This is a genomic window from Ideonella benzenivorans, from assembly GCF_020387415.1.
Lineage (GTDB): Bacteria > Pseudomonadota > Gammaproteobacteria > Burkholderiales > Burkholderiaceae_C > Ideonella > Ideonella benzenivorans.
This window is the reverse complement of sequence record NZ_JAGWCB010000007.1, coordinates 211,323-237,621: the sequence shown is the minus strand read 5'-3', so window position 1 is coordinate 237,621 and position 26,299 is coordinate 211,323. Positions and strand designations below refer to the sequence as shown.

Here is a 26,299-nt window from a genome sequence, read left to right as displayed (position 1 = left end):
TCAGGCCCGGGCCAGTTGATCACGCACCGGCAGGCTGCGGATGCGCTTTCCCGTGGCCGCGAAGATCGCGTTGCACAGCGCGGGCGCCACCGGTGGCAGCGGCGGCTCGCCCACGCCGCCCGGTGGCAGGGCCGGGTCGTTGTTGACCAGGTGGGTGCGGATGGTGCGCGGCGACTGGGCGTGGCGCAGCACCTCGTAGTCGTGGAAGTTGCTCTGCTTGACGTGCCCGCTCTCGAAGCTGATCTCGCCGGTCAGCGCCAGGCCGATGCCCATCACCGCGGCCCCTTCCATCTGCGCACGGATGCGCTCGGGGTTGATCTGCGGGCCGCAGTCGATGCCCATGTCCACCGCCACGATCTGCAGCGCGCCCTGGCCGTCCACCGCCACTTCCACCACGGTCGCGGCGTAGCTCATGAAGCTGTAGGCGAAAGCCAGGCCCAGGCCGTGGCCCTGGGGCAGCTTGCGGCCCCAGCGGGCGCCTTGGGTTACCGCCTCGATCACGCCGCGCAGCCGCCCGGTGTCCACCGGGTACAGCTCGGGCGATTCGCCGTAGTTCCAGTGGTCGCCCAGCGCGGCCGGGGCGATCCGGCGCGGCGGGCCGATCAGTTCCAGTGCATAGACCTTCGGGTCCCGGTCGGCGCGGTGGGCCAGCTCACTCAGGAAACACTGCACCGCGAAGGCGTGCGGGATGTTGGAGACCGAGCGGAACCAGCCGATGCGGGCCATGGCCTCGGCCTCGCCCACCTCGATGCGCACGTTCGGGATGGCGTAGGGCACGTTGATGGCCGTCATGCCAATCTCGAACTCGGCCTCGGTCTTGACGCCCGGCGCAAACAGCGAGGCAATGGACGGCGCCACCGAGCGGTGCAGCCAGGCCTGCGGCCGGCCATCGGGCCCCAGCACCGCTTCCAGGCGCTCCAGCGACACGGTGTGCAGGTAGTCGTGGCGCACGTCGTCGTCGCGGGTCCACACCACCTTGACCGGCGTGCCCGGCAGCGTCTTGGCAATCAGCGCCGCCTCCACCACATAGTCGGGCTTGGACTTGCGGCCGAAGCCACCACCCAGCAGGGCCTGGTGCACCTGCACCTGCGCGGGTTGGAGGCCCAGCGCGCTCGCCACGCCGGCCACCGCCGCCTGCGGGTTCTGGCAGGAGGTCCAGACCTCGCAGTGCCCCTCGGTGAAGAGGGCCGTGGCCGCCGGCGGCTCCATGCTGGCGTGCGCCAGGTGGGGCAGGTAGTACTCGGCCACCAGCTTCTGCGCGGGGGCCGCCTGGGCCAGGGCAGCCAAGGCGTCGCCGTCGCTGCGCACCGCCTTGCCCGGCGCACGGGCACTGGCCTCCAAGGCCTGGCGGTAGCGGGCGGAGTCGTAGCGGCCATTGGGGCCGTCGTCCCACTCGATCTTCAGCGCCGCGCGGCCCTGCATGGCCGCCCAGGTGTTGCGCGCCACCACCGCCACGCCGCCCAGCGGCTGGAAGGCCGGCACGCCCTTGAACGGCGGGATGTCGACAATCTTCTGCACCCCCGCGACCTGCAGGGCCGCGGCGCTGTCCACCGCCTTGACCTTGCCGCCCACCACCGGCGGGCGGGCCACCACGGCATAGACCATGCCGGGCAGGTGGATGTCCTGCCCGTACACCGCCTTGCCCTGCCCGATGTCGGCCAGGTCCACCGCGCGCACCTGGCCCTTGCCGATGTAGCGGAACTCGGCCGGCGTCTTCAGCCGCAGGGTGGCGGCGGCCGGCACCGGCAGGGCCGCGGCCGCCTGGGCCAGCGCGCCGTAGCCCAGGCGCCGGCCGCTGGCGCTGTGCAGCACCTCGTGGCGCTGGGCCTTCACCTCGCCCACCGGCACGCCCCACTGGGCGGCGGCCGCGGCCTCCAGCATCTGGCGCGCCGCCGCCCCCACCCGCCGCATGGGTTGGTAGAAGTGGCGGATGCTGCGCGAGCCGTCGGTGTTCTGGTTGCCGTAGCGCGTCTCGTCGGCATCGGCCTGCACGACCTTCACCCAGCCCCAGTCCGCCTCCAGCTCATCGGCCACCACCATGGGCAGGCTGGTGCGCACACCGGTGCCCATCTCGGCCCGGTGGGCCACGATCTGGACCAGGCCGTCCGTGCCGATGGACACAAAGACCAGGGGGCTGTCCACCGTGCCACCGGGCATGGCGTCGGCGCCGTACCTCTTGGCCTCGGAGGCGGCGTGCACCACGCCGTCCAGCCCCACGCTGAGCACCAGGCCGCCGGCGGCCGCCTTGAGCACCGTGCGGCGCGACAGTTGCAATGTGGCGGTGTTCATCACTTGGCTCCTTGCAGGCGGGCGGCCGCCAGCTGGATGGCCGCGCGAATGCGCGGATAGGTACCGCAGCGGCAGATGTTGCCGTCCATTGCCGCGTCGATCTGGCGCTCGCTGGGCCGGGGCTGTTGCTTGAGCAGAGCCACCGCCGACATGATCTGCCCGGCCTGGCAATAGCCGCACTGGGCCACGCCCAGCTCCACCCAGGCCTGCTGCACGGTCTGCCCCACCTGGTCATCGGCCATGGCGTCGATGGTGTGCACCGCCCGGTCGCCCACCGCGGCCATGGGGGTGACACAGGAGCGGATGGGCTGCCCGTCGATGTGCACGGTGCAGGCACCGCACAGGGCCATGCCGCAGCCGAACTTGGTGCCGGTCATGCCGAGCTCGTCGCGCAGCACCCACAGCAGCGGGGTCTCGGGTGGGGTGTCGACCGCCACGGAGCGGCCATTGATCTTCAGGGTTGTCATGAGGGGTTCACCACGGCGGTAGGGGGTTGGAAAGGCCAGCGCCCGCTGCGCTCAGAGCACGCAGACAGACTGTTGCGTTGACGGTGGGGGGGCCAGGCCCTGCTTGGCCTGGGCCACGCCGTTCTTGACGGCCACCACCTCGGCCAGGATGGACAGGGCAATCTCCGCCGGTGTCTTGCTGCCAATGCAGAGGCCGGCCGGGCCATGCAGGCGCGCGAGCTGGGCCTCGGTCTGCAGCGCGTCGATCAGCGCCAGGTCGTCGAGCTTGGGGTCATGGGTCACCGCCACCACAGCGGTGCGCCGGTCGGGCTGCAGGCGCTGCACCAGGTCGTCGGGCATCTCGCGGCTGAAGCCGATGCCGGGCTCGCGCCACTGGGCCTGCTCGGGCCGGGGGTCGCAGACGATCACATCAAACCCCATGCCACGGGCCATGCTGGCCAGGTAGCGCGACAGGTCGCCGGCGCCGATCAGCACCAGCCCGGGCCGGGCCGGGTGGGCGTGCAGCGGGGTGTCGCCCTGGCGCAGGCGGTGGACCAGATCGTCCTCGACGCAGCCCCCGGAAACCGAGCCCACCGTCCGCCCATCCTCGCACAAGGCCATCAAGGAGCCCGGTGGACGCGGCGACGAGCCCCAGGTGCGGGCCACGGTGACAAGCAAGACTGCCCGCCCCTGGGCCTGCCATTGCAGGCTCTGGCGCAGCACCTGTGCATCCAATGGCTCCACGGCCGGCCTCCTTCCCTGTGCGTTCTGGTGACGCATGCCCCGATCGTCCGGGCATGAAGGCAGAACATTAAGACGCCAGACGGCCGCTGTGTAGTCGGGACAGACCTCTAGGCCTCATGAATCGCACTCATGAATCCGCCCGAACGGCCCGGTTGCGCGTGCGGCCCTTGGACGGCCGCTCACCCAACCCCGGCCGTCGGTAGCGCAAGGCCTCCGCCTGGATGACCGGGGAGGCCAGCAGCAGCGGCGCGAGCCGCGGCCCCATCGCCGATGTCGCTGCTCCGGGCCATTGATGATCTCGTTTCATGAGTGCGCTGGGATTCTTGCACCCGGTTCGGCTCAGGACTTGCTTAAGCGTCCCATGCCCCCTCCAGCCGCCCCCATCGTGTCGGGCTCCCGACACATCCGACACTACGCCCGGGCCCGGGCCTGGTGCGAGTGGGCGGACTTCCACACCTGGCCCGAGCGCGTGCGGGCCGACATGGCCGATCCGGACGCCGCCGCCTGGCCGCCCTTCCTGCTGCTGGCCATGCCCGGCATCGACGCGGCCGCGCAGCGTCTGTGTGCCGCGCGCTGGCTGTCGGTGCGACTGGCGGCGCTGCAGGCCACGGCTGACACGGCGCAGCCCCTCGCTCACCGCCCGCCCGGCGGCCCGCCAGGCCCAGCGGGCCAGACCCGTCTGCGGGTGGGCTACCTGTCCGGCGACTTCCAGCAGCACGCCACCGCGATGCTGATGGTGGAAATGCTCGAGGCCCATGATCGCCACCGCATCGAGCTCTATGCCTACAGCCACGCCAAGGACGATGGCAAAGGCATGCGCCAGCGGTTGATGGCCCAGTTCGACGTGTTCCGTGACATCCAGGCGCTGGACGACCGCCAGGCGGCCCAGCAGATGCGGGACGACGCCATCGACATCCTGGTCGATCTCAAGGGCTACACCCTGGGCAGCCGGACCCTGCTGCTCGCCCACCGGCCCGCGCCAGTGCAGGTGAGCTTCCTGGGCTACCCCGGCACCCTGGGCCAGGACTTCGTCGACTACCTGATCAGCGACCGCTTCGTCACGCCCCACAGCGCCGCGGGCGACTACCAGGAGGCGCTGGCCTGCCTGCCCCACAGCTACCAGCCACGCGGCCGGGTGAACGGCCTGCCGCCACCGCCGCCGACCCGCCAGGCCGCCGGTCTGCCGGAGCAGGCCTTCGTCTTCGCCTGCTTCAACCAGGCCTGGAAGCTGACGCCGGAGGTCTTTGACGCCTGGTGCGAGCTGCTGCGCACGGTGCCCGACAGCGTGCTGTGGCTGCTCGACGACCCGCAGGCCAGCGGCAACCTGCGCAACGAAGCCCTGGAACGCGGCGTGTCGCCGCATCGCCTGATCTTCGCGCCCGATCTGTCCCAAGCGGCCCATCTGGCGCGCCTGCCACTGATGGACCTGATGCTTGACACCTGGCCCTACAACGCCCACACCACGGCCAGCGACGCCCTCTCGGCCGGCGTGCCGCTGGTGACCCTGACCGGGGAGACCTTTGCCTCGCGGGTGGCCGGGGGGCTGCTGACCGCCGCGGGCCTGCCGGAGCTGATCACCTACTCGCGCGCGGACTACGTGGCCCTGGCCCGCGCCCTGGCGCTTGACCCGCCGCGGCTGCGGGCGCTGCGTCAGGGCTTCGAGCGCCAGCGCCACGCCGCGCACCTGTTCGACGTGGCCGGCTACACCACCTCGCTCGAAGCGCTGTACGCGCAGATGTGGGCCCGTCACCTGGCGGGCCTGCCCCCCTCGGCCATCGACCTGCCTGCGCAGATTTCGTAGCAGGCCGCCGGCACGAGGCTCCCATGCGGGGTACGATGGGGTGATCGGGTCGGCGCGATCCGTTCGTCGGGTTCCCTGCGGCCTTGTGCCGTGGGCGTTCTCGGCACGCATGAACGGCCGTTCGCCCGCACAGTCTCCAGCCTGAAAGGTCTGACCGTGACTCCTCAGTCAACGCTGGCACTTCGCCGAGAGTCCCTGCGTGAGGCACTTCCCGCGTGTGTCGACCTGCTGCGTCTTCGACGTGCGAGTGAGATCGAAGCCGGGTACATCGACGACTATGTGGCGCTGGATTGGCTGGAATGGCACGCGGGTGGCCTGCGCCTGACCGTGGTCGGCGAGAACATCCACCGACAGATCATCCTGCGCAGCCGGCTTGCCAAGCCGGCTTGAAGGCTGCGCCCGCCTGCGGCACGTCTTTCATGCCGGGCCCCTCGTTGTTCAAACGCCCTGAGGGGCCGTGCGATCTGGGGCTTCGGAGACCGGCTCGAGCCATTCCGCGGCGAGTGCAGGCCTTCAGCGACCTGGCCGTTCATCGCCAGGTCAATTCACCCCGGCGTGTGCTGCCCCCGCAAGAACTGGCCCGCGCGGCCCAGGGTTGGCGCCAGCGGGGCTGAGCGTTGCCTTTGTCCTTTGAATTGGTCATTCATTCGGACGAGAGAAGTGTCGTGAGGAGTGCCCACCTGCAGCGCCCGGCCGCCGTCGGCAGCTCCCGGCCAATAGCTGCCGCACGCGAGCGTCAGGTACCGACGATGCGATCGGCCCAGCGCCGAGGCTGCCCGGGCTCGGCGAGCGACCGCATCCGCTACCCAAGCAGTCGGCCGTGGCGATCCAGCGGTCACCTTACACTGCCGTACAAACCCAAGGTCAACTCAACAGTGGTGTCCGTCGCATTGGAGCGGCGGCGAGCGCAGTTACATGGGAGGAAAGAATGACTACAGCTCCCTTGAGGAAGCGCGCCAACTACTTCTCCGACGAAGTTGGTGAGGATGAATTCCACCTCTCGTTCACGAAGTTCATGGCCAAAGCGCAAGCGAACGCGTTCTCAAAGTACCTTCGAGCAGAAAACACCCAACGTTTCAAGCACGGGGGTCAATGGGCGCACCCAGCGGCTCCTCAGGCGCTAACCACCGGTCTCAAAGAGCACTCTTCTGAGACCTCAGTTCCATTCGAGAAGATTGCGAACCACGATCTCACTGTCATCGACCAAGTTGTCGGCGGGCTTGTCGAGGACATGGAACGCCAGTTCGCTCAGATGATGTATTCCACTGTGTCGGCCGCCGCCGCGAGTGTGGGAAACGTAGTCGATTCCCCGTCTGAGGGCTCGCCGCGCGAAGCATTCGCGCAGATGCTGGAGAAAGTGGAATTCGCTGCGGACAAGTTCGGCAAGGTCAAGCTGCCCGAAATCCATTCCCACCCTGATGCAGCGAACAAGCTTCAGCAATCCATCGCCGAGGCGCCGCCTGAATTCCACCAACGCATCGAAGAGATCAAAGCTCGCAAGTCAGCGGAGGCTCTGGCGCGTGAGGTTGAGCGGAAGGCGCGCTTCGTATGCTATGGGGACTCTCAATGAGAGTGCTTCTAGCGATCGGATGCGACTTCTACGACCACGCGAGAAAGCTTAACGGGGCCGAGCGGGACGCACAGCGAATGTTCGACGCGCTCGTTCAGCCGCAAGTTGGTGACTACGACCCTGGCCGTTCGCGCCTGCTGCTTTCGCCACGCTACGATGAGCTCAGGCAAGTTCTGAGGGATGCGCTCTTCACAGATCCTCAGCCCGATACCTTCACCCTGTTCTTCGCAGGTCACGGGAGTGTGTCCGCCGGCGCCTTCTACATGTGGCTGCGCGACTCGAATCCCAAGGGTCTATCGGCTTCAGCACTGTCGCTTGCAGATGTCTTCAGAAATCTCAACGAAGCTGCCCCGGGACAAAGCAACATCATCATCGACGCCTGCGAGAGCGGCGGCCTCATTGAAGACCTGGGCGTCCTGCTCAAGCCGAGCCTCCTGGGCAACGCACACTCCCCTGGTCTAACGCTGGTTGCGACTGCAGCGCAGGATCAGGGCGCGGGCGATACACCTGCAGGTGGTACCGGAACGATCGCGCTCCTGGACTGCATTGAAGGTCGCGACTTTGTGCAGGACCACAAGGCCAATCTCGATCTCATCGAAATTGGGATGAAGGTTTCGCAGCGTTTGTGCCGAAGCGGGCAGAACCCGGTGGTATGGGGCCTGAACCTGTTTGGCTCTCGCGGCTTCTGTAAGAACCCCAGATTCGGAAGCGATCCAGCCTCTTCGCTCCGCCACGCGCTCCACACTTGGCCGACTGGCAGCGACGAGGTCATCAAACGGAACTATGACGAGCTATGGACCGCCTACTCTGCGGTTGGCGGGGTTTGGGATCCAAGAAAGTTCTCGTCGCTAGTGCGCGCGATGCTTCTGCCATCAGCCAGTGATCCGGAGGTCATGGCAAGCCTAGCTGAGCGCCTGGCAATCACCTTCCTTCAGCGAGCGACCCAAGCTCGCGACCCGTTTAGAAGTGTGGAAGTCGCAGCGACGCTTGCCGTCGCGCTGCTCCCTGCGCTTGGACACCAACTGGTCGCGGAGACCGCTGAACGTTTGGTTGACCACGTAGCGCAGTCGCTAGTCGGTGCGACGGCGGCACTTGTGAAGGATCTCGAATCTGACAAGTACGCGCTGCTGTCTGACCGAAGCGGTGTCTTGAGCGAGCTTCACGAGTTGCCCGTACGGATCACCAAGGTGCTCGGCTGGTCAGCCGCGGCAACAGGAATCAGCCGGGACGCAACGCTGCGCGCGGAAGCCGAGGCTCTGTACGGACGTTTGACCAGGCTGATTTTGGCTTACTACAGCGGCTCTGTAGCCTCATTCAGCGACGCGCAGGCCGCAGGATGTTGTGTGGCGCTGTCGACATGCACGAGACTGGGTCTACGAGATGAAGGCGAACAACTGGCAGGCTTGCTCTTCAACTCGCTGATCCAGTGCGAAGGAAAGGTCGCGAGGGGCGACTTGCCTCGCGACAGAGCACTCGACTACCTGATCGCCCGACGTCAAAACGACTATTCCGATTCCGTGGATCTGGTCGCGCGTCCTGTCGATTTGCTCACCGTGCTTCTTAAAGCGGCCGTGCAACTCGGGCTCGAAGATGTCTTTGATGAGAGCCTCTGGAAGATCGACGGGCTCGCGTTCAGCGCCTACTTGCCCGCTGACTACGTGCGATTCGGTGATCACCTCATGGAGGGTGGAGAGAACCTCGTTTGGTCGATCGGCTACGACGTGTTCAAGACTGCGGACTTTGTTGCAAGCTGGCCCCCGCCGAAGACCTCCCCGCAAACACCGCTTATCGCCTCTCTGGCAATTGCCGCATCACTCCTATACCCAGATCGGCAAGCGTGGTTTCTCTTGGAGAGCTGACGAGACGAAACCCGCACCGCTGCCGGCGGGACGCCACGCAGGAGGCCTTTTGCCTCGCTGGGCGTCAGCGTTTGACAGCCTAGGTGGGGTACGCATGACCGCACGCCATCGTGGGACAGCTGCGCTCGTTCTGAGGCGTGCCTCGCAATTGCTGCGTTATTGTTGGCGGATCGACAAGCGCAGAGTTGCCTATACCTCGACTTGCACACAGCCGTCGGCTTTGCGGCACAAGCTGTCGTTTGCCGCCGGCAGCTCCAATCGTCGGGTTTCGGATAGCCATTTCGACAGGGGGAGTGCCTGCAGTGGGTCGAAACCCGACACATCCCCTGCCCAACAAGCCAGTCACCACGTCACCCGGCTGCCACGTCTCCCGTCATCCCCATCAGGGCCCGCCTGGCAGCCAGCCCCGTGACCGGCTTGACCCCACGGGCTTGAATTTCCGCCCCGGAGGGCTCATCTTCGCGGCAGTCCCTTCAGGAGGTCTGCCATGCCCACTGCCGCCCACCGCCCCGCCGCCGTTGCGGGCCGTTTCTACCCGGCGGCGCCAGCGCGGCTGCGGGCCGAGTTGCAGGGCTATCTGGACGAGGTGCCGGCACCGCCGCCGGCCTCACAGCCGCCCAAGCTGCTGGTGGTGCCGCATGCGGGCACGGTGTATTCCGGCCCCGTCGCCGCGCACGCTTATGCACTGCTCCGGCCCTGGCACGACCGCATCCACCGCGTGGTGCTGCTGGGCCCCACCCACCGCGTGGCGGTGCATGGCTTGGCCGCGCCCACGGTGGCCGCCTTCGACACCCCGCTGGGGCCGGTGCCGTTGGACCGGGCCGCGCTGGACGGGCTGGCCGATCTGCCCCAGGTGAGCTTCAGCGACCGGGCACACGCCCAGGAGCATGCGCTGGAGGTGCAGCTGCCGTTTCTGCAGCTGGTGCTGGACGACTTCCAGCTGGTGCCGCTGGCCGTGGGCGATGCTGCGCCCGAGGCGGTGGCCCAGGTGCTGGAACGCCTGTGGGGCGACGACGAGACACTGATCGTCATCAGCTCCGACCTGTCGCACTACCTGCCCTACGACCAGGCCCGGGCGGTGGACGCGCACACGGTGGACCGGTTGCTGCACCGCCTGCCGGAGCTGGACCCGCAGGAGGCCTGCGGCGCCATGCCGCTGAACGGCGCGTTGCTGTGCGCCCGGCGCCACCACCTGGCGCCCCGCCTGCTGGATCTGCGCAATTCCGGCGACACCGCGGGTGACCGCAGCCGGGTGGTCGGCTATGCCGCCCTGGCCTTTGCGGCGTCGGCCGAGGCCGCGCCCCCGGACCGCCCGACCGCGCCCCTGGACCCCGATGCCGACCCGCTGCTGGGCCGCGCCCTGCTGGCCCGGGCACGCAACGCCATCGCCAGCGTGCTGAACTTGCCGCTGCGCCCCGAGCCCGCGCACCCGGCCCTGGCGCTGCCCGGCGCCACCTTCGTCACGCTGCACCGGGGCGGCGCGCTGCGCGGCTGCATCGGCCGGCTGGAGGCGGGCCGCCATTCGCTGGACGAAGATGTTCGCCGCAACGCCCGGAACGCCGCCTTTGAAGACCCGCGCTTCGCCCCGCTGACCGCCGAAGAGTGGCCCGACCTGCAGCTGGAAGTCTCGCTGCTGACCGCACCCGAGCCCCTGCCGGTGCGCGACGAGGCCGATGCCTGCGCCCGGCTGCACCCCGGGGTGGACGGCGTGATCCTGAACTGGCGCGGCCGGCAGGCCACCTTTTTGCCTCAGGTCTGGCAACAGCTGCCCGACCCGATGGATTTCCTGGCCGCCCTCAAGCGCAAGGCCGGCTTGCCGGCCGACTTCTGGGCCGAAGACCTGACGCTGGCGCGCTACCGCGTGTGCGCCTTCGAAGAGCAGCCCCCCACCGACGCGGCGCGAGACCCGTCATGACCCCGAACCCCCTGACCGCCCCGATCGCCCCTGCGGACCAGCACCCCGCGCGCTGGTGGCACCGGCTGGACGATGGCCGCATCCAGTGCGACCTCTGCCCGCGCGACTGCAAGCTGCACGAAGGCCAACGCGGCCTGTGCTTCGTGCGCCAGCGCGTGGGCGAGGCCATGGTGCTGACCACCTATGGCCGCAGCTCAGGCTTCTGCATCGACCCGATCGAGAAGAAGCCGCTCAACCACTTCCTGCCCGGCAGCCAGGTGTTCAGCTTCGGCACCGCCGGCTGCAACCTGGCTTGCAAGTTCTGCCAGAACTGGGACATCTCCAAGAGCCGCGAGATGGACCGGCTGATGGACCAGGCCAGCCCGGCACAGATCGCCCAGGTGGCGCGGGACGCTGGCTGCGCCAGCGTGGCCTTCACCTACAACGACCCGGTCATCTTTGCCGAATACGCGATGGACACCGCCGATGCCTGCCACGCGCTGGGCCTGAAGACGGTGGCGGTGACGGCCGGCTACATCCACGCCGAACCGCGGCGGGAATTCTTCGCCAAGATGGACGCGGCCAACATCGACCTGAAGGGCTTCACCGACGACTTCTACTTCCAGCAGACCGGCGCCCACCTGGCCCCGGTGCTGGAGACGCTGGAATACGTGCAGCACGAGACCGACTGCTGGCTGGAGCTGACCACGCTGCTGATTCCCGGCCTGAACGACAGCGACGCCGAGTTGCAGGCCCTGACCCGCTGGGTGGCCGAGCACCTGGGGCCGGACGTGCCGCTGCACTTCACCGCCTTTCACCCCGACTACAAGCTGACCGAGGTGGCGCCCACCCCCGCCGCCACACTGCAACGCGCCTGCCGCATCGCCAGGGACAACGGGCTGCACCATGTCTACACCGGCAATGTGCACGACCCGGCGGGCGGCACCACCTTCTGCAGCGGCTGCGGTGCGCCGCTGATCGTGCGGGATTGGCACGAGATCCTGCACTACGAACTGACGCCCGAGGGCCGCTGCCCGCACTGCGGCGCCCTGCTGGCGGGCCGCTTCGGCGCGCCGCCCGCCACCGGCCAAGCGCGGCGGCGCATTCCCGTGCGGGTGGCCATGGCGTGACCAGGGTGACTGCGGTGTCACCGCAGCCCGATGAAGACCCGGGGAGAATGCGGTGCCTTGGACACCTGCAGCACCTCCCATGCCTGAGATCCGCGAGCTCCAGACCGACAGCGCCGTCTACAAGACCCTTCTCGAATCCACCCAGGCCATTCCCTGGAAGATCGACTGGCCCATGATGACCTTCGGCTACATCGGCCCGCAGATCGAACCGCTGCTGGGTTGGCGCCAGGACAGCTGGGTCAGCGCCAACGACTGGGCCAGCCGCATCCACCCCGAGGACCGGGAGCGGGTGGTGAACTTCTGCATCGCCCAGTCCCAGGCCGGGGTGGACCACGAAGCCGACTACCGGGCGCTGACGCAGGACAACGGCTACGTCTGGATCCGCGACGTGGTGCATGTGGTGCGCAACGGCGCGGGGGAAGTCGAGGCCCTGGTCGGCTTCATGTTCGACATCAGCGAACGCAAGAAGACCGAGGAGAAGCTGCTGGCCCTGCAAAAGGAACTGGAGGCCCTGTCCTTCAAGGACGGCCTGACCGGCATCGCCAACCGGCGCCAACTCGACACCAGCCTGGCCCTCGAATGGGACAGCGCACGCCACAGCCAGCAGCCCTTGTCCCTGCTGCTGGTCGATGTGGACCTGTTCAAGCAGTACAACGACCTGTACGGCCATCTGCAGGGCGACACCTGCCTGCGCGAAATTGCGCAGATGCTCAGCCTGGCCCTGGTGGGCCCGCGCGATCTGGTGGCGCGCTACGGCGGCGAGGAGTTCGTGCTGGTCCTGCCCGAGACCGATGGCGAGGGTGCACTGCGGGTGGCCGAGCGCTGCCAGCGCCTGATCGAGAAGCTGGCGCTGCCCCACGCGCAGTCACCGCATGGCCAGCGGGTCACGGCCAGCATCGGGGTGGGCACGGTGATGCCCTCGGAGGGCTTCAGCCCGCAGCAGGCCCTGGGGCAGGTGGACCAGCTGCTCTATCAAGCCAAGCAGGCTGGGCGCAACCAGATCGCGCATCGGGCCTGGCTGGACATGGAGAAATAAGGAGGCGCCCTCCGATCCCCGGCGGGCGCCAGCCCGTTCAGCGGATGAACGGGGTGAGCTGCGGCGCCAACATCAGCAGGGTGCGCTGACGGTGCTCGATTTCGCAGCGGCGACGCTCGGCGTCACCCAGATGGGCCGCTTCGGCCAGATAGGCCGCACGGCTGTCCTCCAGCGAGGACGGGGCGGTGTGGAACAGGTCTTTCAGTAAGGTCAGGACAGAGCGCATGGTGTTGTCAGTGTTCTGAGACACTGTATTTTTAGGGAAAACCCTATATTCTAGAGCTCACGGGCTCTGATCGCTCAGCAGTTCGGCCGTCCAGGCCATGAAGACCTGCACCCGACGGGACAGATGACGGCGGTGCGGATACACCACCTGCACTGGCATGGGCGCCGGCCGGTGCTGCGGCAGCAGCTCGACCAGGCTGCCGTCGTCCAGGTGTTCCCGCACGTCGAAGCGGGGGATCTGGATCAGGCCCAGGCCCGCCAGCGCGCAAGCGATGTAGGTCTCGGCATTGTTCACCCCCACCCGCCCAGCCAGCGGCAAGCTGCGGCAGGTTCCGCCCTCCTGCCACTCCCAGGGCACCGCCTGCCCGGTGGACGGTGAGAGGTACTGCACCACCTGGTGCTGTGCCAGGTCCTTGGGGGACTGCGGCACGCCGAAGCGCTGCACATAGGCCGGGCTGGCGCAGTTGATCAGGGTGAACTGGCCCAGCGGATGCGCCACCAGGCTGCTGTCGCCCAGCGCCCCGACACGCAGCGCGCAGTCGATGCCTTCGGCCACCAGGTCGACCGCCCGGTCGGTGGAGCCCAGCTCGATCTCCAGCCTTGGGTGGCGTGCCAACAGCTCCGGCAGGGCCGGGGCGATCAGCCGGCGGCCAATGCGGCTGGGCACGTCCACCCGCAGCCGTCCCACCACCCCGCCTTCGCCCGGGGGGTGGAAGCGGGCTTCCAGGTCCTCCATGTCGCCGACCAGGGCCGAGGCCCGCTCCAGCAGGGCTTGGCCATCCTGGGTCAAGGTCACCTTGCGCGTGGTGCGGTGGAACACCCGCACGCCCAGCCGCGCCTCCAGCTGCTGGATGGCCAGCGAGACGGAGGGCCGGGGCAGGCCCAGTTGGTCTGCCGCCAGCGAGAAGCTGCCCGTGGCCGCCACGCGCAAAAAGACCCGCAGGGTGTCGATCCGATCCATCGCTCAATTGGTATCAATCACTGAATAGTCCTGTATTGAAAGACGCATTTATCTATTCTGTCAAACCAATAAGCTGCTGCGCCATCACAACCCATTCAAGGAGCTCGACATGTCCTCACGGCACAGTCTCGAAGGCAAGGTGGTGCTGATCGCCGGTGGTGCGAAGAACCTGGGCGGCCTGATCGCCCGCGACCTGGCCCAGCACGGCGCCAAGGCGGTGGCCATCCACTACAACAGCGCGGCCACCCGGGCCGACGCCGAGGCCACCGTGGCGGCCGTGCAGGCGGCCGGCGCGCAGGCCGTGGCCCTGCAGGCGGACCTGAGCACGGCCGCGGCGATGGAGAAGCTGTTCGCCGATGCGGTGGCCGCGGTGGGCCGGCCCGACATCGCGATCAACACCGTCGGCAAGGTGCTCAAGAAGCCGCTGCTGGAGATCAGCGAGGCCGAATACGACACCATGAGCACAGTCAACGCCAAGACCGCCTTCTTCTTCCTGAAGGAGGCGGGCCGGCATCTCAACGACCACGGCAAGATCTGCACCCTGGTCACCTCACTGCTGGGCGCCTTCACGCCCTTTTACAGCGCCTATGCGGGCACCAAGGCCCCGGTCGAGCACTTCACCCGCGCCGCGGCCAAGGAGTTCGGGGCGCGCGGCATCTCGGTCACCGCCGTCGGCCCCGGCCCCATGGACACGCCCTTCTTCTACGGCCAGGAGCAGGCCGACGCGGTGGCCTACCACCAGTCCGCCGCCGCCCTGTCGGCCTTCAGCAAGACCGGCCTGACCGACATCGAGGACGTGGTCCCGTTCATCCGCCATCTGGTCAGCGATGGCTGGTGGGTCACCGGCCAGACCTTGCTGATCAATGGGGGCTACACCACCAAATGACGCGGGAGTTGGGCTGCGCCGCGGCCCTGTCCCCCAGCGACGGCATCAATCCTTCTTGATGCGGCTGATCTTGGTGCCTTCGATGCTGAGGCTCACCATCAGGCCCTGCTGGTCGGTGATGAAGGCATAGGCATCGTCCTTCAAGGTCGAGGTGGACAGGTTCTTGGCCCGGCCCGCATCCACGACCACCACGCTCGGCCCGACACCGATTTCCCAGCCCTTGGACTCATCCAGGTACTTGATGGCCTTGTTGCTGGTCAGAAAGACGACATAGGCGTAGGACTCCGCGCCCGCCTGCCAGCCCCACGAGCCCGACACGGAGTTGAAGTACCCATTGATCTGGGATCCCTTCATCAGGACCCCTTCGCCGTAGCTGCCGCCAAACACCAGACCCGCCTTGATGATCTTGGGGAAGATCAGAATGCCCTTGGCCTTCTTGGAGATGGCCTCGGCCACCGGGTTGACCTTGTACAAGGCCTGCAGCGTCTCGGCCGAATCCCGGTCGAGTTCCGCGGTGGTGGCGGCGTTCGCCGACAGGCTGCCGGCCCCCACGAGGGCAAGCGCAGCGGTGAACAGCGCGGCCCGGCGAATGGGATGGGGGGTTTGAATGGTCATGTCGCTGTCCTTGTTCAATCGTCAATGGCAGGCCGGTGCTGTCCCGTGGCCGACTGCATGCGCGCGGCCGGGCCAGCCAGGCCCAGAGGGAGGCCCAGATGGACCTCTCTCGGCACCATAGCCCTCACACACCCCACTGGCTGTGCGCCATCGCACAGATGAAACCGCCCGCCAGCATCGACAAGAACAAATTGAGCGGGACATACGGACAGGGGTCAAAGGTCGTTCCACGGGTGGCAAGCAGCACGCTGTCCCCGCGTGGAGCGCGTCTCGCCGCGATGGGCCAGGTTGCGAACGATGTGCCTGCGATCGGCAATGTGCCGGGCCACCTTCTTGGCCCGCTCATCCCGGGAGCCGCAGGGCTGCCCCTCCCCGCACTGCGCCGCGTCCTCAGAGACGTCCCATCAACAGCAAGACGATGAGCAACAGCACCACCACGCCCAGTGCACCGCTGGGGCCATAACCCCAGCCTCTGCTGTGTGGCCAGGTCGGCACGACACCGATCAGCATGAGGATCAAGACAATCAGCAAGAAGGATCCCAGGCTCATCAGGCGCTCCCGAAGTCAGTGGTGACAGATGTCGCAGGCGTCCTTCCAGACCGGACCACCCGCCGTCCGTTCGAAGTGTGGGCACAAGCCGTGTGGCCCGACTGTCTGCCAGCGCACACAAGGCGATGAAGACCTGGTGACCCAGGTCCTCGACGGTCTCTGCGCACAAGGCATCCCCCAGTTCAGGAACAGTGAGGTAAGCTGAATCCGGACGATCTCAATGTGAAGCGCCAGGAACGCGACAGCGTGGCCAGGAAGGGCGCCTGCTGTACACATGGCCTCCAAAGCCTGGTTTCCCCAGGACAACAAGACCCTCTGCCTCCCGCGCGGAGAGGTCCGCAAAGGATCTGCCCATGAGCCTGCTTTCCCTCGAACACAGCAAGACGGTCTACTGGGCCGACGCGCTGCTGTATGGCCTGGCCATCGTCGCGCTCGGCGGCTTCGTGATCGCGTTCGTGCCGGGTCCGCTGCGCTGGCAGAGCCTGGCCTGGGTCGGGCTGGGCCTGGGCGCCTGGACGCTCATTGAGTACGCCATGCACCGCTTCGTGCTGCATGGCCTGCCCCCGTTTTGCGGGTGGCATGCGCAGCACCACGCACGGCCCACCGCGCTGATCTGCACGCCCACCCTGGTCAGCGGCGCGCTCTTTGCGGGGCTGGTGTTCGCCCCCGCGTGGGCTCTGGGCGGCCTCTGGCGCGCCTGCCCCCTGACGCTGGGCTTGCTGATCGGCTACCAGTTCTATTCCCTCACCCACCACGCCATCCACCACTGGCGCGCCGACAACGCCTGGCTGCGCCAGCGAAAACGCCACCACTCGCTTCACCACCACGGTGACCAGCCGGGCTTCTATGGGGTCACGACCGCGCTGTGGGATCAGGTCTTCAGGACGGTTCGCCCCAGCCGGACGTCGGGACCATCCTGGCCAACTCGGCCAGCGAACCGGCCTCCATCTTCAGCATGATCGAGGCCCGGTAAGCCTCCACCGTCTTGACCGACAGGTCCAGCTCATAGGCGATGACCTTGTTGAGCTTGCCCGTCAGGATGCCCTCCAGAACCTCGCGCTCGCGCCGGCCCAGGCGGGCCAGGCGCTCGGCGATGGAGCGCTGGCGGCTTTGCCGGGCCAGCGTCTCCTCGGAGACGCGGATCGCCGCGCCCACCATGTCCAGCAGGTACTGCTCCTTGAAGGGCTTCTCGATGAAGTCGTAGGCCCCGGCCTTCAGGGCCTGCACCGCCATCGGCACGTCGCCGTGGCCGGTGACGATCAGGATGGGCAGCGGGAAGTGGCGCTCGGCCAGCAGCCGCTGCAGCTCCAGCCCGCTCATGCCGGGCATGCGCACGTCCAGCACCAGCGCGCCGGGCCGCTGCGCGCCCTCGGGCGGCAGCGCGGCCAGGAAGCTGGCCGCATCCGGAAAGCTCTGCGCCGCCAGGCCAATGGAGGCGAACAGAAAGGCCATCGAACTGCGCATGGCCTCGTCGTCATCGACGATCAGGATCAGCGGGCTGCTGAGCTCGCTCGGGTCGGCGCTCGGGGTCACGGGGTGTCCTCCGCAAGAACGGGCAGGGTGAAGCGCATGCTCAGCCCGCCCTCGGGTTCGTTGGTGGCCCACAGGTGCCCGCCATGGCTTTCGACGATGGTGCGGCAGATCGACAGGCCCAGGCCCAGGCCCTGCGGCTTGGTGGTGAAGAAGGGATCGAACAGGTGGGCCTGCACCTCGGGTGTCAGGCCGCTGCCGTGGTCGCGCACGGCCACCTCCACGTTGTCCTCGGTGCGGCGGGTGGCCACGGTGATGCCCAGCGCCTTGTTCGGGCTGCCTTCCATCACGTCCAGCGCGTTCTGCAGCAGGTTGAGCAGCACCTGCTCGACCTCGATCTGGTCGGCCGCGATGCGCGGCAGGCCCTCGGCCAGCTGCACCGACAGCGGCACCCCGCGCAGCAGGGCCTGGCCCTCGAACAGCGCCAGCGTTTCGCGCACCACCTCGTTGACGCTCAGGTGCTCCAGCTTCACCTCGCGCCGCCGCACGAAGCCGCGGATGCGGCGGATGATGACCCCGGCCCGCTCCGCCTGGCCGGCGATGCCGCGCGCGCCGTTGCGGATGAAGGCCGGATCGACGCGGCCGGCGTCGATCACGCGGGTGATGCCCTCGGCGTAGTTGGTGATGGCGGCCAGCGGCTGGTTCAGCTCGTGGGCGATGTTGGAGGCCATTTCGCCCAGGATGCCCAGGCGGGAGAACTGGTCGCGCTCCTCGCGGTGCTGGCGGGCCACGCGCTCGGCCGCCTCACGGCCTTCGATGGCCCGGGTCAGCTCGGCGGTGCGGCGCCGCACCAGGGTTTCGACCCGCACCACATGGAACACCCACCACAGCACCGCCAGGGCCGCCACCACGAACCACTGCCAGTGACCGCGGACGAAGCCGCTCACCGTGGTGTGGGCCAGGTAGGCGTAGGGGCCGATCTTCAGCTCGCGGAACAGCGCGTGGACGGTGGTGTAGTCCTGCGGTGCGGTCCAGGCCCGGCCATCCACCGCCGGCATGGTCAGCAGGCTGGCCGTCACCGCCTTGGCCAGCTCCGGCGGCGTGCCGGCCAGGCGGGCGAAGGGCCAGTCAGGGTACAGGCGCGAGGACAGCCGGCAGGGGAAGCCGGGCTGGGTGCGCTCGGCCACCACCGCGAATTCGTCCGGCCGCACCCGGCCCTCGGCGATCTCCTCCTCCAGCAGGCAGGTGCGCAGCACACCGGCCGCCGCCCGGCCGGAGCGCACCGCCTCGATCACCGATTCCATCGGGAAGCCGGTGACCACCAGGGCCTGCAGGTGCTCGGGTTCGACACCCGACTCCACCATCTCGCGCCAGATGACGCGCCAGCCGCCGAAGGCGTCGTCCGACACCACCGCCAGCCGGCGGTGGGCCAGGTCCTGGAAGCGGGTGGGATGGCCGGGCCGGTTCGGCACGATGACGGTGGAGCCCACGGTGTCCGTCGGCACCGCGTGGTCGCTGCTTTCCAGCGTGGCCAGCCGGGTGACGCCCTGGCCGGCCTCCAGGTCCACATAGTCGCCGGGGTTGGTGACCACGAAGTCCACCGTGTGGGCCTGCACCGCCTGCTCGATGCCGTCCGGGTCCAGCGGCACCATTTCGAACCGGTGCTGCGGCAGGGCCCGGCCGAGGTAGGCCAGCGTGGGCTCGAAGTCCTTGGCCGCCCGCTCGGAGCCCTGGAAGGCCAGCACGGCGATGCGCACGGTGTCGGCCCGGGCCTGCGTCGGCCCGCCGGCCGCCGCCGCCAGGATCAGGAAAGGAAGGACGAGAGAGCGCAACACGCCGGGCACGCTAGCACAGGCAAAAAGGCCGGCCCCCTCGCGGGGACCGGCCGAACAGGCCGTTGTCTCAGTGGCCTGACGGAGTTTCAGAGGATCAGTAGCGCGCATCCTTGGGCTTGGGGTCCTTCGGCCAGTCCTTCACCTTGTCGGGGAAGTCCGGGCGGGGCTGGTGGCTGAAGTACTCGGCCACGTCCACCGCATCCTGATCCGACAGGCCGCCCTGGCCCAGCGGGAACTTCTCATGGAAGCCGATGGGCATGTTGCGCTTGACGAAGGCGGCCGCGGTGTAGGTGCGGGCCATGCCGGCACCGATGTTGAAGGAGCGGTCGCCCCACAGCGGCGGGTAGACGGTGCGGCCGGCGGCGTCCTTCAGGCCTTCGCCATTGGCACCGTGGCAGACCGCGCATTGGGCGCCATAGACCTTCTCACCGTTGGCCAGGTTGGGCACGATCTTCGGGTCGACCTTGCCCACGCCGCGGCCGGGCACCTTGTCTTCCTTCTTGGTGTTGCCCTTCATCCAGTCGAAGTAGGCCACCATCGCCTTCATGTCGTCCGAATCGGGCGGCAGCGGCTTGCCGTTCATCGAGCGGCGGAAGCAGCCGTTGATGCGGTCCTCGATGGTGATGACCTTGCCGGCCCGCGGCGCATACGAGGGGAAGAAGGCGGTGATGCCCACATACGGCGAGCCATCGGCCACCGTCCCCGCATTCAGGTGGCAGGAGGTGCAGTTCAGGTCATTGCCAACGTTCTTGGGCAGCAGGATGTGGGTTTCCGAGTTCAGCCGCATGCCGCGCACCAGTTGGGCCGCGTTGGGCTCTGCCAGCAGCTTGGACAGGCGCGGCGTCTCAAAGGCCGACTTGTCGATCTTCGGGTCCAGGTTCTTGCGCGCTGCGGCCACGTCCGCCGCCGCCACCGCACCGGCGCCCTGCCCCCAGCTTTCGCGCACGAAGCTCAGGATCTCGGCGATCTCGGCATCGCTGAGCCGGGCAAAGGCCGGCATGGTGTAGACCCGCGGATGGGCGCCGGTGGAGGCGGTCTTCCAGCCCGTCAGCGTGATGTGGATCAGCGTGGCCGGGTCCTTGGCCGCCACCGTCGGGTTGCCGGCCAGGGCCGGGAACACGCCCTTCACGCCGCTGCCGCTCGGGCGGTGGCAGTCGGTGCAGAACTGGGTGTAGCCCAGGCCACCGGCGGTGGTGAACAGCTTGGCCGGCGCTTCGGTGCTGGCCGCCACCGGTGCTGGCGCGGCGGTCTTGGGCTTGTCCGACGGCAGCGACTTCAGATAGGTGGCGATGGCCACCAGGTCCGGGTCGTTCACATGCTGGGTCGAGTGCAGGATCACGTCGGTCATGCTGCCCGACGCGGTGGCAAAGCGGTTCTGCCCGGTCTTGAGCATCTCAACGGTGTCCGGCACGGTCCAGAGGTCCCGCAGCTCCACCGCATTCCAGTGCTCGACCTGGGCGCCCGACAGGAACAGCTTGCCCTTGGAGCCCATGTCGCTCATGGCCTGCTCCTGGAAGCCGATGCCGCGCGGCGTGTGGCAGGCGCCGCAGTGGCCCAGGCCCTGCACCAGGTAGGCGCCGCGGTTCCAGACCGCGTCCTTCTGCGGGTTGGGCACGAAGGGGGTCTTGTCGGCGAACACCGCATCCCAGTAGGCCAGGCCCCAGCGCTGGTTGAACGGGAAGTGCATGCCCAGCGGCGGGTTGGCCTGGGCCACCGGCTGCACCCCCTGGCGCAGGTAGGCCCACAAGGCCTTCATGTCCGCGTCAGTCATCTTGGCGTACGACGGGTAAGGCATGGCCGGATACAGCCGATGCCCGTCGGCCGACACGCCATGGCGCATGGCGCGGTCGAACTGGCCGTAGGTCCACTGGCCGATGCCGTGCTGCGCGTCGGGGGTGATGTTGGTCGAGTAGATGGTGCCGAACGGGGTCTCCAGCGGGCGACCACCGGCCATCTCGCCGCCACCCGGGGCGGTGTGGCAGGCCACGCAATCGCCCAGCTGGGCCACGTAGCGGCCCTGGGCCACCAGGGCGTCATCGGCTTTGGCGCCGAAGCCAGGGTCCTTGTTCTCGACGCTGGGCGGCATGGCCATCCAGACCGCGGCCGCACCGACCACGGCCACCACGGCGGCGGCGATGAGGCCGTAGCGCCGGATGCGGGGGCTGTTAACTTCTCTCATGGGCAAGACCTTTTTGTTGCCAAGGTTTTGCCGGAGAGGTTAGGCGTTTACCCGCTCGGGGGTGAGTCGGGCTTCCCCCCGATGCAACCCGGGTTTTCCCGGGTCCATCACGAACGCGAGGGACAGCGGCGCGCGAATTCCTCCGCCGGCAGCGGGCGAGCGAAGCGGAAGCCCTGCACCAGGTCGCAACTGTGGGCGCGCAGGAACTCGGCCTGGGCGTCGGTCTCCACCCCCTCGGCCTGCACCACGAAGCCCAGGCCATGGCCCAGGCCGATGATGGCGCGGGTCACGGTGGCACCGGCGGTGTCACGCTCCAGGTCCTTGATGAAGGCGCGGTCCACCTTGAGCTTGTTGAGCGGCAGGCGCCAGAGGTGGCTGAGCGAGGTCTGTCCGGTGCCGAAGTCGTCGATGGCCAGCGCCACGCCCAGGGCGCGCAGATCGGCCAGCTGCTGCAGGTCGCGCTCGGCATGCCGCATGATGTAGGACTCGCTGATCTCCAGCTCCAACCGCTGCGCTGGCAAGCCGGTGTGCTGCAGCACGCGAGCCACCGTCTCGGCCAGGTCGCCGCGCTGGATCTGCAGGCCGGCCACGTTGACGGCGATCACGCCGATCTCCAACCCGGCGTCCAGCCAGGCCCGGGCCTGGCGGCAGGCCGTCTCCAGCACCCAGGCCCCGATCGGGATGATCAGGCCGCTGTCCTCCGCCACCGGGATGAAGGTGGCCGGCGAGACCGGCCCCAGCTCCGGGTGGGGCCAGCGCAGCAGCACCTCGGCGCCCACCAGCCGGCCATCGCCCAGGGCATAGACGGGCTGGTAGTTCAGCACGAACTCGTCGCGCTCCAGTGCGCGCCGCAGGTCGTTCTCCAGCCGCATCCGATCCAGCGCCAGCTCGTTCAGGTGCGGCTCAAACAGCCGGTAGCCGCCGCGGGCCGTCTCCTTGGCCTGGTAGAGCGCCAGGTCGGCAAACTTGAACAGGCTGGTGACATCCGCACCATGCTCGGGATAGAGGCTCACGCCGATGGTGGTGGCCACCGACAGCGTGTGCGACTCCAGCACGAAGGGCTCGTGGAAGGCCTGGATGATGCGGTGCGCGCTGGCCTCGACATCCAGCAGGGAGTCGATGTTCTCCAGCAGCACCACGAACTCATCGCCGCCCAGGCGGGCCACGGTGTCGGTGTCGCGCACCACCTGCTGCAGCCGGATCCCGACCGCCTGCAGCAGCGCATCCCCCACCGGGTGACCCAGGCTGTCGTTGATGTGCTTGAAGCGGTCCAGGTCCATGAACAGCACCGCCAGCAGCCCGTGCGAGCGCCGCGCGCGGGCCAGCGCCTGGCGGCAGCGGTCCATCAGCAGGGCCCGGTTGGGCAGGCCGGTCAGGGCGTCGTAATAGGCCAGTTGGTGGATGCGCTGGGCCTGGGCCTTCTGCTCGGTGATGTCCGAGAAGATGCCGATGTAGTACTTGATCTCGCCCGCCCCACCCCGCACGGTGGTGATGTTCTGCCAGATGGAGACGATGTGGCCGTCGCGGTGGCGGTTGAGGATCTCGCCCTCCCAGTGACCGCGTTCGTGCAACTGGCCCCACATGTCCTGGTAGAAGCTGGGCGGGTGCTGGCCCGACTTCATCACATTGGGCTGGCGGCCCAGCACGTCGGCCTCTTCATAGCCCAGGATGGCGGTGAAGGCGCGGTTGATCTTGCGGATGCGGCCCTCGGCATCGGCGATCAGCACCGCGTTCAGGCTGTTGTCGAACACCGTGGCGGCCAGGCGCAGCTCATCCTCGGCATGGCGGCGGGCGGTGATGTCCTGCACCGTGCCCACGCTGCGGGGCGTCCGGTCGGCGGCCACGAAGGTACTGGCCCGCAGGTGGACCCAGCGCACCGACTGGTCGGCCGTGTCGATGCGGAATTCCAGGTCGCAGGGCTCGTGGGCGCTCAACGCCAGCATGAAGGCCTGGGCCGTCTCCAGCCGGTCCTCGCGGTGGATCGCGGTGAACAGCGTGGCCAGGCTGGGCGACACCTCGGGCCGGACATCCAGCAGCAGATGGGTCTCGGCCGACCAGCTCATGGTCTCGCTGAGCGGGTCCAGCTCCCAGCTGCCCACCCGGGCCACGCTCTCCGCCTGGTTGAAGCGGGCATCGCTGGCCAGCAGCTCCTGCTCCTTGCGCTTGAGCACCGAGATGTCGGTGCAGGTGATGACCGCGCCTTCCTCCTTGCCCTGGGCGCTGTAGAGCACTGCGCCCTCGACCAGGTGGTAGCGGTGGCTGCCATCGCGCATGGCCAGCCGGTGTTCGGCCCGGTAGCGTCCCTGACGCCGCACCTGCTCGAACAGCACCGAGTGCACGGCCCATGGCAGGGCCGGCAACGCGGCCGCCAGGGCGGCGCGGTCGGCAGGATGCAGCAGGGCGTCGATGCTCTCGCCTTCCGCCAGCGGCGCCAGGACCTGGGTGCAATGCGCGTTGCCGTGCCGCAGCCGCCCGGACGGGTCCAGCACCAGCACCGCCCCGCCCACCGTCTCCATGATGCGTTCGGCAAAGGCCGACAGGGCCTGTTCACGGTCGCGCGCCGCCTGCAGTTCGGCCCGCTGGCGCTCCAGCGCCAGCAGCATCGTGTCCGCCTGCTCCGCGCCATGCGTCAGCTCGTCCTGCAACGCGGTATTGGCCAGGCGCAGGGCCTCGAGTTCGGTGCGCAGCAGGTCCAGGGCATCGCCGGCCGGGACGGCCGGCTCGGCGGGCCAGAACGACAGCAGGGCGTCGTGCTGCTTCATGGCGCCGGCTCCACCGTGTCTTGCGCCTGCATCCAGGCCCGCACCTGCTGCACCGCGGGGGCCACAGCCTGCTGCACCGCCGCCGACAGACCCAGCCGGTACGGTTGCACCGCCGCCATCTCGGCGGTCAACAGGCGCAGTGCGGGCCAGGGGGCCCCGCTGCTGCGCAGCGCCTGCAGGGTGTAACCCAGGCCCATGGCATGGCCGGCCAGACCGGTTTCGACCGGCACGGTCCGCGGGTCGAGCTCAGCCAGGCGCCCGGGCTGGCCCGCGGGCTGCGCGGCGTCCAGCAGCAGCGCCGTCTGGCAGTCAAGCAGCAGCGCCAGGGCGTCCAGCCCGCGGGTGCCAACCTCGTGCAGGCTCCAGCCGGCCGGCAGGCCCTGGGCCGCCAGTTGCCGGCCAACGGCCAACGCGAAACCATCATCGCCATGCAACTCGTTGCCAAAGCACAGCACGCGATGGGGCGCGGCGTCGACCGCAAGGGAGGTCATGTCCCGATCCTCAACGCCCCCGCGGGCGCCCCGTCGGCGCCAACGAAATGCACCGTGCAGACCAGGCAGGGGTCGTGCGAGCGAATCAGGTGCCCGATCTCGATCGGGTCCTCGGGGTCGGCGACGCGCAGCCCCACCAGGCTGGCTTCCCAGTGGCCGGGCACGCCGGCGCTGTCGCGCGGCGAGGCATTCCAGCCCGTGGGGGTGATGATCTGGTAGCGGTGCACCACCCCGTCGCGTACCTGCACCCAGTGGCCCAAGGCACCGCGGGCCGCCATCAGCAGGCCGGCCCCGTCGCCATCGACCTCGGTGCCTGGCGCAGGCGGCACGAAGTGGGGGCTGCCCAGGTCGGCCGCCAGTTCGTCGAGCGTGCGCCAGGCCTGCCGCAGCGCCACCCCAATGTGGCGCACCCGGGCGAACTGGCGCAGCCAGGCACCACTGCCTTCGCAGGCCAGCAACTCGCGCGCCAGCGTGTCGCCGGCGATCACCAGTTCCGCCAGCGGGCCGGTCTGCACCACCCGGCCTCCGTAACGGGGGGCCTTGGCCCAGGTGTAGCGGTCGGTGCCGGGCTGGTAATCGGGCACGGTCTCGCCGTCGAAGGGGTGGCGCCCCCCTTCATACGGCCGAAACCAGGAATGCCGCACATGCTCGGAGATCTGCGCGGGATCCAGGCGCTCGATGGCGCCGGTCTCGCCATCGTAGAAGCCGGCCGGCAGCACATGGGCCGAGGCCCCGGGCCCCCAGCGTTCGGGATCGCACCAGGTGCCAAAGGACAGCATGTGCGGCGTGCCCGCGCCCAACCGGGCCAGGCCGCGGGCACGCAGGAAGCGGGTCAGCAGGCCCAGCGCCGCGTCCGCCGCCGCGGGACGCGCCAGCCAGCCCCAGAGGGCGTCGGCCGAGGCCAGCGCCAGCCAGTCGTCCAGCGGGCCGCCGATGATCCGTTGCTCGTACCAGCGCTGCACATCGCCCAGGATGCTGCGGCAGGCAATCAGCCGGGCCGTGTCCACCGGCGTCACCACGCCGCCGGGCAGCATGTAGGACGAGTGCGGCCACTGGCCGCCAAAGTGGGCGACGATCTGCAGCACCTTGCGGGTGATGGCCAGCGTCTCGCGGTAGACCGTGCCCTTGAAGGGCTCGAAGGCCTGCAGCATCGGCGCGTAGAGCGGGTCGGCCGCGTACCGCGGGTGGCACAGGTCCGGCGCGAAGAACAGAAAGGTCTGGCGCAGGTCATTCTGCAGCCCTTCGGCGATCAGGCACAGGTTGCGAATGCGGGTGGCCTGGGGCGGCACCGGGGTGGACCAGATCTGCTCCAGCGCCAGCACGCCGGCGTAGAGGTGGGCGGTGCCGCAGATGCCGCAGACCCGGGGCGTGATGACCATCGCGTCGCGGGGCGCGCGGCCGAGCAGGATCTGCTCGAAGCCACGGTACATCGTGCCCTGGGTGCGCGCCGCCACCACCACGCCGTCCTCCAGCGTCACCTGGATGCTGAGATCGCCTTCGACGCGGTTGAGATCGACGTTGAGTTCAATGCGGGCCATGTCCGGGGATGCTACCCAA

Annotated in this window: 22 protein-coding genes; 9 read left to right on the top strand and 13 right to left on the bottom strand. The window is 68.6% G+C overall.

Annotation, left to right across the window (positions count from 1 at the left end; genetic code table 11):
- The 3 genes from KGA65_RS04120 to KGA65_RS04110 are packed head-to-tail and all read right to left on the bottom strand — an operon-like array spanning window position 1 to window position 3,479.
- Complete coding sequence (locus KGA65_RS04120; protein WP_225861870.1) at window positions 1-2,289, bottom strand: xanthine dehydrogenase family protein molybdopterin-binding subunit; 2,289 nt, start codon at window positions 2,287-2,289, stop codon at window positions 1-3.
- Window positions 2,289-2,756: a (2Fe-2S)-binding protein gene (locus KGA65_RS04115; protein WP_225861869.1), complete on the bottom strand. Its 468-nt coding sequence runs from the start codon at window positions 2,754-2,756 to the stop codon at window positions 2,289-2,291. The genes KGA65_RS04120 and KGA65_RS04115 overlap by 1 nt, the downstream gene beginning before the upstream one ends.
- A 51-nt stretch (window positions 2,757-2,807) precedes the next feature.
- Window positions 2,808-3,479, bottom strand: coding sequence for an XdhC family protein (locus KGA65_RS04110; protein ID WP_225861868.1), 672 nt, complete (start codon window positions 3,477-3,479; stop codon window positions 2,808-2,810).
- Between the two features lie 361 nt (window positions 3,480-3,840).
- Between KGA65_RS04110 and KGA65_RS04105 the strand changes: the two genes are divergently transcribed.
- From KGA65_RS04105 to KGA65_RS04075, 7 genes are all read left to right on the top strand, one after another.
- Entirely contained in the window at window positions 3,841-5,280 is a 1,440-nt protein-coding gene (locus KGA65_RS04105; RefSeq protein WP_225861867.1) for an O-linked N-acetylglucosamine transferase, SPINDLY family protein, read from the top strand.
- Window positions 5,281-5,370: 90 nt separating this feature from the next.
- On the top strand, window positions 5,371-5,670 hold the full coding sequence (locus KGA65_RS04100; RefSeq protein WP_225861866.1) for a hypothetical protein: 300 nt from the start codon (window positions 5,371-5,373) through the stop codon (window positions 5,668-5,670).
- 538 nt (window positions 5,671-6,208) lie between these two features.
- A complete protein-coding gene (locus tag KGA65_RS04095) occupies window positions 6,209-6,850 on the top strand; it encodes a hypothetical protein (RefSeq protein ID WP_225861865.1) in 642 nt (213 codons plus the stop codon).
- Complete coding sequence (locus KGA65_RS04090; RefSeq protein WP_310740937.1) at window positions 6,829-8,709, top strand: caspase family protein; 1,881 nt, start codon at window positions 6,829-6,831, stop codon at window positions 8,707-8,709. Before KGA65_RS04095 ends, KGA65_RS04090 begins: the two co-directional genes overlap by 22 nt.
- Before the next feature lie 487 nt (window positions 8,710-9,196).
- A complete protein-coding gene (amrB, locus tag KGA65_RS04085; RefSeq protein ID WP_225861863.1) occupies window positions 9,197-10,624 on the top strand; it encodes an AmmeMemoRadiSam system protein B in 1,428 nt (475 codons plus the stop codon).
- Window positions 10,621-11,733 carry an AmmeMemoRadiSam system radical SAM enzyme gene (amrS, locus tag KGA65_RS04080; protein ID WP_225861862.1) on the top strand — a complete coding sequence of 371 codons (1,113 nt, stop codon included), beginning with the start codon at window positions 10,621-10,623 and terminating at the stop codon, window positions 11,731-11,733. The genes amrB and amrS overlap by 4 nt, the downstream gene beginning before the upstream one ends.
- A gap of 79 nt (window positions 11,734-11,812) precedes the next feature.
- Window positions 11,813-12,769 (top strand): sensor domain-containing diguanylate cyclase, encoded by a 957-nt coding sequence (locus tag KGA65_RS04075; protein WP_225861861.1) that lies wholly within the window; start codon window positions 11,813-11,815, stop codon window positions 12,767-12,769.
- A gap of 37 nt (window positions 12,770-12,806) precedes the next feature.
- Here the strand turns inward: KGA65_RS04075 and KGA65_RS04070 are convergent, their stop codons facing one another.
- Together KGA65_RS04070 and KGA65_RS04065 are read right to left on the bottom strand one after the other, a co-directional pair.
- Window positions 12,807-12,995, bottom strand: a complete 189-nt coding sequence (locus KGA65_RS04070; protein WP_225861860.1) for a hypothetical protein — start codon at window positions 12,993-12,995, stop codon at window positions 12,807-12,809.
- 57 nt (window positions 12,996-13,052) lie between these two features.
- Window positions 13,053-13,955, bottom strand: a complete 903-nt coding sequence (locus KGA65_RS04065) for a LysR family transcriptional regulator (RefSeq protein WP_225861859.1) — start codon at window positions 13,953-13,955, stop codon at window positions 13,053-13,055.
- A gap of 109 nt (window positions 13,956-14,064) precedes the next feature.
- Here KGA65_RS04065 and KGA65_RS04060 point away from each other — a divergent pair, with 109 nt between their 5' ends.
- On the top strand, window positions 14,065-14,841 hold the full coding sequence (locus tag KGA65_RS04060) for an SDR family oxidoreductase (RefSeq protein WP_225861858.1): 777 nt from the start codon (window positions 14,065-14,067) through the stop codon (window positions 14,839-14,841).
- Between the two features lie 45 nt (window positions 14,842-14,886).
- On the opposite strand, the gene KGA65_RS04055 is transcribed toward KGA65_RS04060, so the two are convergent.
- Together KGA65_RS04055 and KGA65_RS04050 are read right to left on the bottom strand one after the other, a co-directional pair.
- Entirely contained in the window at window positions 14,887-15,456 is a 570-nt protein-coding gene (locus KGA65_RS04055; protein WP_225861857.1) for a lipid-binding SYLF domain-containing protein, read from the bottom strand.
- Between the two features lie 390 nt (window positions 15,457-15,846).
- A complete protein-coding gene (locus KGA65_RS04050) occupies window positions 15,847-16,005 on the bottom strand; it encodes a DUF3309 family protein (protein WP_225861856.1) in 159 nt (52 codons plus the stop codon).
- 353 nt (window positions 16,006-16,358) lie between these two features.
- Here KGA65_RS04050 and KGA65_RS04045 point away from each other — a divergent pair, with 353 nt between their 5' ends.
- Window positions 16,359-16,964, top strand: a complete 606-nt coding sequence (locus KGA65_RS04045) for a sterol desaturase family protein (RefSeq protein ID WP_225861855.1) — start codon at window positions 16,359-16,361, stop codon at window positions 16,962-16,964.
- On the opposite strand, the gene KGA65_RS21030 is transcribed toward KGA65_RS04045, so the two are convergent.
- The 6 genes from KGA65_RS21030 to KGA65_RS04010 form a co-directional block, all read right to left on the bottom strand.
- Entirely contained in the window at window positions 16,885-17,538 is a 654-nt protein-coding gene (locus KGA65_RS21030; RefSeq protein WP_310740936.1) for a response regulator transcription factor, read from the bottom strand. The two genes, KGA65_RS04045 and KGA65_RS21030, sit on opposite strands and share 80 nt — an antisense overlap.
- On the bottom strand, window positions 17,535-19,310 hold the full coding sequence (locus tag KGA65_RS04030) for a sensor histidine kinase (RefSeq protein ID WP_225861854.1): 1,776 nt from the start codon (window positions 19,308-19,310) through the stop codon (window positions 17,535-17,537). The genes KGA65_RS21030 and KGA65_RS04030 overlap by 4 nt, the downstream gene beginning before the upstream one ends.
- Window positions 19,311-19,404: 94 nt before the next feature.
- Complete coding sequence (locus KGA65_RS04025; RefSeq protein ID WP_375142609.1) at window positions 19,405-21,402, bottom strand: c-type cytochrome; 1,998 nt, start codon at window positions 21,400-21,402, stop codon at window positions 19,405-19,407.
- Window positions 21,403-21,596: 194 nt separating this feature from the next.
- Window positions 21,597-24,251 (bottom strand): sensor domain-containing protein, encoded by a 2,655-nt coding sequence (locus KGA65_RS04020; RefSeq protein ID WP_225861853.1) that lies wholly within the window; start codon window positions 24,249-24,251, stop codon window positions 21,597-21,599.
- The gene (locus tag KGA65_RS04015) at window positions 24,248-24,742 is read right to left on the bottom strand and encodes a hydrogenase maturation protease (RefSeq protein WP_225861852.1); all 495 of its coding nucleotides are present in this window, start codon (window positions 24,740-24,742) and stop codon (window positions 24,248-24,250) included. The genes KGA65_RS04020 and KGA65_RS04015 overlap by 4 nt, the downstream gene beginning before the upstream one ends.
- Window positions 24,739-26,280, bottom strand: a complete 1,542-nt coding sequence (locus tag KGA65_RS04010) for a nickel-dependent hydrogenase large subunit (RefSeq protein ID WP_225861851.1) — start codon at window positions 26,278-26,280, stop codon at window positions 24,739-24,741. The genes KGA65_RS04015 and KGA65_RS04010 overlap by 4 nt, the downstream gene beginning before the upstream one ends.
- Window positions 26,281-26,299 lie beyond the last annotated feature (19 nt).